Source organism: Streptomyces sp. NPDC054863, from assembly GCF_053610825.1.
In genome coordinates, this window is record NZ_JBSGZD010000299.1 from 1 (window position 1) to 9,798 (window position 9,798).

At 72.8% G+C, this 9,798-nt stretch carries 8 protein-coding genes; 7 read left to right on the forward strand and 1 reads right to left on the reverse strand.

Annotated features, from left to right (window positions below):
• A partial coding sequence (locus ACWGIG_RS32820) for an alpha/beta fold hydrolase (protein ID WP_453325338.1) occupies nucleotides 1-292 on the reverse strand: 292 nt, incomplete at its 3' end.
• Between the two features lie 796 nt (nucleotides 293-1,088).
• Here ACWGIG_RS32820 and ACWGIG_RS32825 point away from each other — a divergent pair.
• The 7 genes from ACWGIG_RS32825 to ACWGIG_RS32855 all read left to right on the forward strand — a co-directional run.
• Complete coding sequence (locus ACWGIG_RS32825) at nucleotides 1,089-1,610, forward strand: hypothetical protein (RefSeq protein ID WP_453325339.1); 522 nt, start codon at nucleotides 1,089-1,091, stop codon at nucleotides 1,608-1,610.
• A gap of 442 nt (nucleotides 1,611-2,052) precedes the next feature.
• Complete coding sequence (locus ACWGIG_RS32830; protein ID WP_453325340.1) at nucleotides 2,053-4,293, forward strand: hypothetical protein; 2,241 nt, start codon at nucleotides 2,053-2,055, stop codon at nucleotides 4,291-4,293.
• Nucleotides 4,294-4,394: 101 nt separating this feature from the next.
• A complete protein-coding gene (gene pelF / locus ACWGIG_RS32835; protein WP_453325341.1) occupies nucleotides 4,395-5,963 on the forward strand; it encodes a GT4 family glycosyltransferase PelF in 1,569 nt (522 codons plus the stop codon).
• A complete protein-coding gene (locus ACWGIG_RS32840; RefSeq protein WP_453325342.1) occupies nucleotides 5,960-7,447 on the forward strand; it encodes a hypothetical protein in 1,488 nt (495 codons plus the stop codon). The genes pelF and ACWGIG_RS32840 overlap by 4 nt, the downstream gene beginning before the upstream one ends.
• Before the next feature lie 120 nt (nucleotides 7,448-7,567).
• Nucleotides 7,568-8,569: an SDR family NAD(P)-dependent oxidoreductase gene (locus tag ACWGIG_RS32845; protein ID WP_453325343.1), complete on the forward strand. Its 1,002-nt coding sequence runs from the start codon at nucleotides 7,568-7,570 to the stop codon at nucleotides 8,567-8,569.
• 91 nt (nucleotides 8,570-8,660) lie between these two features.
• Nucleotides 8,661-9,374 carry a nucleotidyltransferase family protein gene (locus ACWGIG_RS32850; protein WP_453325344.1) on the forward strand — a complete coding sequence of 238 codons (714 nt, stop codon included), beginning with the start codon at nucleotides 8,661-8,663 and terminating at the stop codon, nucleotides 9,372-9,374.
• A 6-nt stretch (nucleotides 9,375-9,380) separates the two neighbouring features.
• Nucleotides 9,381-9,798 (forward strand): NAD-dependent epimerase/dehydratase family protein (locus tag ACWGIG_RS32855; protein ID WP_453325345.1); only part of this gene is annotated, 418 nt, incomplete at its 3' end.

Sequence of the window (9,798 nt, forward strand, 5' to 3'; positions counted from 1 at the left end):
CGATCCGTGCGACCTGTCCCGGGCGCCGGACGGCGGCGCCGACGGCGGGGTGGACGCCGTAGCTGTGGCCGACGACGACGAGGGGTCCGGCGTCCAGGTGGTCGAGGGCCTGGAGTACGTCCTCGACGTGGGTCTCCAAGTCGGTGGCGGGGGTGGCGAGATGGCGGCGGTCGCCGAGGCCGGTGAGGGTGAGGGGGTGGGCCTCGTGACCCAGGCGACGGAGCGCGGTGGCGGTGTCGCGCCAGATCCAGCCGCCGGTGTAGCCGCCGTGAACGAGGAGGAAGTGGGTCATGGTGGGCTCCTTTGCTGGGTGCCGGGTGCCGGGTGCTGGGTGCCGGGTGCTGGGTGCTGGGGTGCTGGGTGCTGGGGTGCTTGTGGGGGTGCGTCGGTGCGGGTGACTCGGCGTGGTGCGGGTGACTCGGCGTGGTGCGGGTGCGTCGTGGTGGATCGCGCAGTTCCCCGCGCCCCTGAGCATCCCGGCCCGTCCGACGTCCGACGGTGTGCGGACCTCGGGCCGGCAGCAGTGTCCCGTACACCGTCGGGAAGGGCTGCGGGAGGGGACGCACACCTGACTGTCCTTCACTTCTCCCTCACATAGTCGCTCCCGCGGCACCCTGCAACCCTCCCCGTCCGGCCATCCTCCCGGCAGCAGGAGACCCTTGCTTTCCGCGCCGCCCCACCCACCCCCGGGCCGGGCACCGGCGGTACCGGGACGCCGGGGTCGAGGGGCCGTGCGGTCGATGCGCATTCAGGGCTTTCCGCCCCTCTCGGACCACCGGCGGACTCCGGGGATCCGCTCAACTTTCACCTCCTGTCCGGATTGCCCGTCTTTCCGGTCCGGCTTCACACCCTGCTCCGCGCTCGCGCTGCGCACAGTTCCAGCCATAAGCGCACGGCCCCCTCCGGCGCGGTCCGGCAGCACGGCATCACCCGAGACGGCCGTCCGCCCATGCTTCGTACAGCACATTGCCCTTCACCCCGGCCCGGACGCTCCTGCTGCACGAGGCGGAAGGATCCGGCCGCACGGACCGCGCCCCGGAGCGACGGGGGAAGACGGCGGGCCCACGCCGCTCCTAGTCTCCGGCCCCATGCGCATCACTCAGCCGAGACGCTTCGCTCTCGCCACGGTCCTCGCGTTGTCCCTCGCCCTGCTCGGTCCGGCCGGGCCCGCCGGCGCCGACACCCCCGACCTGACGTTCAGCTCCGAGCAGGGTTCGGTGACTCCGGGCTCCACGGCCAACCTGACGATGACCCTCACCAACAACCAGGCCACCGATATCCGGTTCGTCTACCAGACGGTCCAGCCGACCTGGCCCACCACCCAGCGCACCGACCTCAAGTACGCCTTCGCCTCCTGCACCTCGGAGGGCGTCAGCTGCACCGGGACCGGCACCGGCAGCCTCGGTCTGAACTACGCGATCCCGCTCGCCCCCGGCGCCTCCCGCACCGTGACGCTCCCCGTCCAGGTGGCCGCCGACTCCGGCTGCAACGGCAAGATCGGCTTCTACTCGTACCTCTACTACGAGTACGACGACGGCCGGGCCGTGAAGGACGGCATCTTCCACACCCCCGAGACCACGGTCACCTGCGCCACCCCCGCACAGGACTGAACCCGCTCCACGGACAGTCCCCCTGACGACCGGTCGGCCCCCTCCCCCCGGGGTCGGCCGGTCTTGTGCATGGCTGGAAGAAGCGCATGGATCAAGCGGTAATTGGTCTACTCCGGTGGATGTTCACGAAGCGTGCCCCAAGGCTCACGGAAAGCGTTTGCCTCCTTGCCCCGCCTGCCCCGGACACCCTTCACACCGCCCGAAAGGGCTCTTCGGCGGCGACTCTCCGGTGCCCCTTCTCCTTGCCCCGGCCCTTCGAACGACACCTGCATTTTTTCGTCATCTTTCACATCAGCCACACAAGTTGAGCACTCAGGCAGGAATATGTGTCGCATCAGGACACGGCAGCGCCACTCCCGTCCCAGGGGTGTCGCCGCCGCGTGGGGGTGGGGGGCCGCCCGGCGACAGCGCCGCGGTCCCGTTCGGGAGGGAAGCACACCGCATGAAGCGGATCAGACGTCATCGCGCCCTCGGCGCAGGCGTGCTCGTACTGGCGCTCGGCTTACCCGCAGCGCCCGCGTTCGGCTTACCCGCGACCCCTGCGTCGGGCCTGCCGACGGCGGCCGGGGCACCCGCCGCCGTGGCGGGTGAGCAAGCACCGCGCATCGACCTGCGCGTCCTGGTGGTCAGCGACGGAGGTCCCGCGACCGCCGCCATCGCCGCCGAACTGACCGCCGCGGGCACGCCGTTCACCCTCGTCGACCTCACGAAGCCGGGGCGGCCGGTGATCGACGCCGCATTCCTCGCCGACACCGTGGACGGGCGCCCCCGGGCCAAGTACCAGGCGGTCGTACTGCCGAACGACAGCCCGTTCCCGGTGGGTTCGGGCGAACAGGCCGCGCTCGTGAAGTACGAGACGCTCTACGCGGTGCCCCAGGTCAACGCGTACACCTACGCCCGGCCCCAGGTCGGTCTCCAGGTGCCCGCCTACAGCGGTTCGGTGGACGGCGTGCGGGCCCAGGTGACGGCCGCCGGTCGCGGCGGGCCCTTCGGCTATCTCGAAGGGGCCGTCCCGTTCGAGGACAACTCCCCCTCCGTGGGCGAGAGTTACGCGTTCCTCGCCGAGCCCGCCCCCGGCGCCGACTTCATCCCCTACGTCGAGGCGCCGATCCCCGGCTCCACCGGTACGGGCAGCCTCGTCGGCGAGTACCGGCACGACGGCCGACGCGAGCTGGTCGTCACCTTCGCCTACAACCAGTACCAGCAGCAGTTCCGGCTGCTGGCCCGCGGCATCGTCGACTGGATGACGCAGAACGTCCGCCTCGGCGCGGCCCGCAACTACTTCGCCGTGCACATCGACGACGTCTTCGCCGCCGACGACCGCTGGGACTCGCGGCTCAACTGCACCCCGGGCGACGTGGACTGCCCACCGGGGCAGGGCCGGCCGAACCCGATCCGGATGACCCCGGACGACGTCCGGTACGCAGTCGACTGGTCGAGGTCCCGCGGCTTCACCCTGGACCTCGCGTACAACGGCGGCGGCAGTGTCGAGCACCGCGAGAACAACAACGGCGCGGACCCCCTCGCCGACTCCTTCGGCGCGAAGCGCGACGAATTCCGCTGGATCAACCACACCTACGACCACCCCTACCTCGGGTGCGAGCAGGACGTCTCCAGCGTGCCGTGGAAGTGTGCGAAGAACCCGGACGGTTCGACCCTGTACGTCAGCCAGGCCGAGACGTCCCGGCAGATAGCCGACAACCGGAAGTGGGCCTCGACGGCGCAACTCCCGGTTTCGGACGACGAGTTGGTGACCGGCGAGCACTCCGGTCTGAAGCTCTCGCCGCAGCAGCCCGAGGACAACCCGAACCTCGCCCCCGCCCTCGCCGCGAACGGCATCGGCTGGCTCGGCTCGGACAGTTCCCGCGAACCGCAGCAGCGCACGGTCGGGCCGGCCCTGACGGTCTCCCGCCACCCGATCAACATCTTCTACAACGCGGGCCGGGTCGCCGAGCAGGTCGACGAGTACAACTGGATCTACACCAGCCGCGCCCAGGGCGGCAGCGGCCTCTGCGAGGACCTCCCCTCGACCACCTGCCTGCCCGCGCCGCTCGACACAGCCACCGGGTACGCGCAGCACGTCGTGCCGCAGGAGATCAGCACCGCGATGAGCCATGTGCTGGGCAACGATCCGCGCCCGCACTTCATCCACCAGTCCAACCTCGCCGAGGACCGCATCGCCTACCCCGTCCTCGACGGCGCGATCCGGGGTTACGACGCCCTGTACACGGCGTCCGCACCCCTGGTGAACCTGCGGATGCGCGACATCGGCGCGGAGCTGCGCGACCGGGCCTCGTGGACGTCCGCCCTGTCTGCCGGACAGGTCACCGCGTACCGGATCGGCGACACCGTGACCGTGCGGGCCCCCGGCGGGGTGCGGGCCACCGCCACCATGCCCGCCGGCACGCGCCGGGTCCTCGCCTCCGGCACCGACGCCTTCGGGCAGGCGTACGCGGGAACGGTCTCCGGGTGGGTGGCCCCCGACACCGGGCGGACCGACGTGACCCTCGCGCTGACCGCACCCGAGGTGCCACCGCCCGCCACCCCGAAGAGCACCGCGAAGACCACCGCGAAGGACACAGGGAAGACCACCGCGAAGGACGCCGCTCCGCAGCAGACCGCACCGCGCACCCCGGTTCCGCCGGGCGTCGCACGACCGGTGCCGTACCGCAGTCAGCGCTGATCCCGGCCACGCACCACCGAGGGCACGAGGGGCCGACCGCGACGCGGCGGCCGGTCCGCTCCCCTCTCTCTTCCGCAACCTTCTTGCCGTGGAGCGCACCCATGCCCGATCCACACCGCGCACCGCACTCCGGTGCTGTGCGGGTCACCCTCCTCACCGAAGGCACCTATCCGCACAGTCACGGCGGAGTGAGTGTCTGGTGCGACCAGCTGGTCACCGGTATGCCCGACCTCGCATTCGACGTCATCGCGGTCACCGGGACCGGCCGCGAGCCCCTCGCCTGGCAGCTTCCCGCGCACGTCCGGGAGCCCGTGTCCGTACCCATGTGGGGCCCCGCACCCGCCGGTTCGCCGCCGCGCGGCCGTCGGCTGCGGCGGCTCATGACGGCGTACGAACAGTTCCTCACCGCAACTCTCGACCCGGGCGCCGAGGACGGCTTCGCACCCGCCCTGTACGAGATGGCGCACGCGGCCCGGGACGGGGCGCTCAGCCCCACGCTGCGCGGCGACGCCGCGATCCGGGTGCTCACCGGCGTGTGGAACCGGCCCGGGCTGCCGGTCCGGGAGGCCGGGCCCACCGTGCACGACGCGGTGACTGCCACCAGCCTCCTGGAGCACGCGCTCAGGCCGCTGGCCGCCCGGCCGCCCGAGACGGGGGTCTCGCACGCGGTGAGCGGCGGCGTCGCGGTGCTGCCGGGGCTCGCCGGGCTCCAACTGCACGGCGTGCCCCTGCTGTTGACCGAACACGGGGTGTATCTGCGCGAGCGCTACCTCGGCTACCGGACGGCCCCCTACCGGTGGCCGGTGAAGGCGGCGCTGCTCGGCTTCTTCCGGCTGCTCGCGGAGGAGACGTACCGCAGGGCCGCTCTGATCACCCCGGGCAACCGGTACAACCGGCTGTGGGAGGAACAGGGCGGCGCGCCACCGGAGTTGATACGCACCGTCTACAACGGCGTGGGCCCCGCCCCCCGCCCGCCCCCCCGGGCCCCGCCGGCCCGGCCGCCCCGCACCGGGCCGACGCTCAGCTGGGCGGGCCGGGTCGACCCGATCAAGGACCTGGAGACGCTGATCCGGGCGTTCGCCGAGGTGCGCGCCCAGCTTCCGGCGGCCAGACTGCGGCTGTTCGGCGGTACGCCGCGCGGCGGCGAGGCGTACCGGGAGCGCTGCGAGGAGCTGGCAGTCTCCCTCGGGCAGGGCGACGCGGTCACGTTCGAGGGCCGCGTCGACGACATCAAGGACGCCTACGCGGCGGGCAACGTGGTGATGCTCTCCAGCATCAGCGAGGGCTTCCCCTTCACCCTGATCGAGGCCATGTCGTGCGGGCGGGCCACCGTCTCCACCGACGTGGGCGGGGTCCGCGAGGCGGTCGGTGACGCAGGGCTCGTGGTGCCGCCGCGCGACCCGTCCGCGATGGCCGCCGCCGCGCTGGAGCTGCTGCGCGATCCGCAGCGGCGAGCGGGCATGGGCGAGGCGGCGCGGCTGCGGGTGGTCGAACAGTTCACGCTGCGCCAGACCGTGGACACCTTCCGGGCCCTCTACGTCGATCTGGCGTCGTCCGGCGCAGCCACCCCGTGCACCCCTGCCCCCGAGGCCCGCCGAACGACCGGACCGCTCTTGGCCGGGGTCAACGACCCTTCGGAGACTGTGCAGTTGAGGCGGGTGGCCGGATGAGCGGCCCGATGTACCTGGAGCCGGGACGGGGCAGGGAGGACACCCTCGCACTGCGGCTGGCCTCCGTCTCCTCGGTGACGGCGACGCTGCGGCTGCCGCGCATCGGCGCGGGGCGGCGGGTGCGCGGCGACGACGCGGTGGACGAGCTCGCGGCGCAGCTCGCCGACCGGATCGGGCCCGCCGTGCACCCGTACGAGGTGGCCGCCCTGCTGGAGTCCGAGGGCCTGACGGCGGGCGCGATCAAGGAGAAGTACGGACACGGGAACCTCTTCTCGCTGGCCGACGACCTCTACACCCGGGTACCGCGCAGCTTCCCGGAGCCCGCGTCCGCCGCCGACCCGTGGGCACCCGACCACCTGCGGTGCGCGCTGCGCGGGGCGCTGTTCGGGCTGCCCGGGCTCGCCTACCCGCTGACCTCCGGGCTCTGGTACGCGGACGGGGCGGTGCTCGCGCTGGTCGTGGCGGGCCTGCTGTCCTGGGCGTGGAGCCAGGCACTCGCCCACCGGGCGTACCTGCGGCTCGCTTCGGGACGCCGCGAGGCCGGGCGGACCCTGCTGTACGGGGCTCCGGCGGGCGCGCTGCTGGCGGCGGGCGCGGGGACGGCCCTCGTCGGTCCCGGGCCTGCCGCCCTGTTCACGGTGTGGCAGTCGGTCTACCTCGCGGCGGCGAGCGTGCTGCTGGTGTTCGCCCGTGAGCGGCTGCTGCTCGGCGCGCTCGTGCCGCTGATCGTGGGGGCGGGGCTGCTGCCGTGGCTGGAGCCCGGGCCGTGGCTGCGGGCCGGACTGCCTCTGCTGACGGGGCTGTTGGTGGTGGCCGCCGCCTGGCACACCATCCGTACGGCGCTCAAGGAGGCCCCTGCGGCGGGTGCGGTGCGGCCGGGTGTGCTCGCCTCGCTGCCGTACGGGCTGTTCGGCCTGAGTGCGGGGGTGCTGGTGATGTTCGCCGGGCAGCGGCATCCGTACGCCGTCGTGGCGCTCACCCTCAGCATGGGCCCCGCCGAGTGGCTGCTCTTCCGCTACCGGGGGCGCTGCGTGGCGGCGCTGCGGGGGACGACGACGCCTGCCGGGTTCCGGCTGCGGTCCTCGGCGGTACTGGGCGGATGTCTGCTCGGCTATCTGCTGCCGCTGGTTCCGGCGGCGCTGCTGACCGGGGCCGAGGTCGCGCCGCTGCTCGCCCTGGGGGCGGTGCTGTGGACGGCGCTGCTGCTCCAGGCGTTCGGCATCGCCTGGCTGCCCGCCGCGATCTGCGCCGCCGCGGCGGCCGTGGTCGCGGGGGCGGGTGTGGTCATGGGGGCGGCCGGGATCACCGGGGCGGCCGGCGCCACGGGCGGGGCCGGGGTCGCGGGCACAGCCGTGATCGCGAGCGCGGCCCTGCCGGTCCCGCCGCCCGGCCCGCTCGTACCGCTGCTCTGCTGCGGTGCGGCCGCCGTGGCCCTGCTGGTCTGTTGTGTCGCCCTGCTCGGCCGGCCGACGGCGCACGCCTGAGGCGGCGCACTCCCCGGCCCCTTCCCCGACCTCCGCTTCCGCGCCCCGGCCCCCGGCACTCCCGGGCGGGCGGCGCCCGTCCGCCCGTCACCTCACCAACCTCCGTAAAGGACAACCACGTTGACCACCTCACCGCTCGCCGCAGTCACCGGCGCCGAGGGCTTCATCGGCTCCCATCTGACCGAGGCCCTGGTCGCCGCCGGATTCCGGGTGCGCGCCATGGCGCAGTACAACTCCTTCTCCTCGTACGGCTGGCTGGAGACGCTGTCCGCCGACGTCCTCGACCGGGTGGAGATCGTCCTGGGCGATGTCCGCGACCCGGGTTCGGTCCGGGCGCTGGCCGAGGGCGCGGACGCCGTGTACCACCTGGCGGCGCTCATCGCGATCCCGTACTCCTACCAGGCACCGCACAGCTACGTGGACACCAACGTCACCGGCACCCTCAACGTCCTGGAGGCGGTGCGCGCACTCGGCACCCCGCGCCTGGTGCACACCTCGACCAGCGAGACGTACGGCACCGCACAGACCGTGCCGATCACCGAGGACCACCCGATCAACACCCAGTCCCCGTACGCCGCTTCGAAGGCGGGCGGCGACCGGCTGGCCGACAGCTACTACGCGAGCTTCGCCACCCCGGTGGTCACCCTGCGCCCGTTCAACACCTTCGGGCCCCGGCAGTCGATGCGGGCGGTCATCCCGACCGTGATCGGGCAGGTCGCGGCGGGCTCGCGCACGATCACGCTCGGCGATCTGCGTCCGACCCGCGACTTCACCTTCGTACGGGACACCGCGCAGGCGTTCCTCGCGGTCGGCACGGCGCCCGCCGGCGACGTCGTCGGCCGCACCTTCAACGCCGGTACGGGCGGGGAGATTTCGGTGGGCGACCTGGTGCGGCTCATCGGCAAGGTGATGGAAACCGACCTGGACGTCCGCGAGGACGAGCAGCGCATCCGCCCGGCCAACTCCGAGGTGATGCGGCTGGTCGCGGACGCGTCCCGGCTCACCGCCGCCACCGGCTGGACCCCGGCCCACGACCTGGAGCAGGGACTGGCCGCGACCGTCGACTTCTTCCGCGACCCGGCCAACCTGGCCCGCTACAAGACCGACATCTACAACATCTGACACCCCGTCACACCCATGGACTCCCCCACAGCCCAGCCACCCCCCCTGCACAGCCCGACCCACCCCACCAGCCGCACCAAGGGAGGCCCCCATGCACGTTGTGATACTAGCCGGAGGCAAGGGCGTCCGGCTCCGGCCGTACACCACCGCGCTTCCCAAGCCGCTCGTACCGATCGGTGACCAGCACGCCATTCTGGAGATCGTGCTCCGGCAGCTCTCCACCGCCGGATTCACCAGCTGCACCCTGGCGATCGGCCATCTCGGCCAGATCATCCGGGCCTATGTCGGCGACGGCGAACGCTGGGGCCTGAAGGTCGACTACGCCACCGAGGAGAGCCCCCTGGGCACCATCGGTCCGCTGCTGAACCTGCGCGACCGGCTGCCGGAGACGTTCCTCGTGATGAACGGCGACGTCCTGACCGACCTCGACTACGCCGACGTGCTGAAGCAGCACCGCGCCTCCGACGCCCCGCTCACCATCGCCACTTACGCCCGCCAGGTGCGCATCGACTTCGGGGTGCTGACCACCGACGCCACCAAGGTCGTCGCGTTCACCGAGAAGCCGAGCATCGACTACCGGGTGTCGATGGGGGTGTACGGGCTCTCCCGGGCCACCCTGGAGGGCTACACACCGGGCCTCCCGCTGGGCTTCGACGAACTGGTCCTGGACCTCCTGGGTACCCACAACCCGCCGCACGCCTACGCGTTCGACGGCTACTGGCTCGACATCGGGCGGCCCGACGACTACGACCGGGCCAACGCGGAGTTCACCACGCACCGCTCGCTGCTGCTCAAGGGAGCCTGAGCGACGATGCGCATTCTCGTCCTGGGATCCACCGGTTACCTGGGCGCGCACGCCGCCGGGCAGTTGGGCGCCCTCCCGGGCGTCCGGCTGCTCGGCTGCGGCCGGGGCCCCGGCGCCGGAGCGCACGTGGACCTCGCCACCACCACGCCCGGTGAACTCGCCGACACACTGCGGGAGTTCGATCCCCACGCGGTGGTCAACTGCGCCGGGTCCGTCGGCGGCGACCCGGTCACCCTCGCCGAGGTCAACGCCCGCGGACCGGCCGTTCTGGCCGCCGCCCTGCACCGGTCCGCGCCCCGGGCCCGGCTGGTCCACCTGGGTTCGGCGGCCGAGTACGGGACGACCACCCACGGCGTGCGGGTCACCGAAGCCGCCGCGACCCGCCCCGCAGGGCCGTACGGCGCCACCAAACTCGCCGGGACCC

Excerpts from the sequence above, each read along its gene's own strand:
- ACWGIG_RS32830 (WP_453325340.1), top strand. The coding sequence starts at position 2,053 with ATGAAGCGGATCAGACGTCATCGCGCCCTCGGCGCAGGCGTGCTCGTA.
- ACWGIG_RS32850 (WP_453325344.1), top strand. The coding sequence starts at position 8,661 with ATGCACGTTGTGATACTAGCCGGAGGCAAGGGCGTCCGGCTCCGGCCG.
- pelF (WP_453325341.1), top strand. The coding sequence starts at position 4,395 with ATGCCCGATCCACACCGCGCACCGCACTCCGGTGCTGTGCGGGTCACC.
- ACWGIG_RS32825 (WP_453325339.1), top strand. The coding sequence starts at position 1,089 with ATGCGCATCACTCAGCCGAGACGCTTCGCTCTCGCCACGGTCCTCGCG.
- ACWGIG_RS32840 (WP_453325342.1), top strand. The coding sequence starts at position 5,960 with ATGAGCGGCCCGATGTACCTGGAGCCGGGACGGGGCAGGGAGGACACC.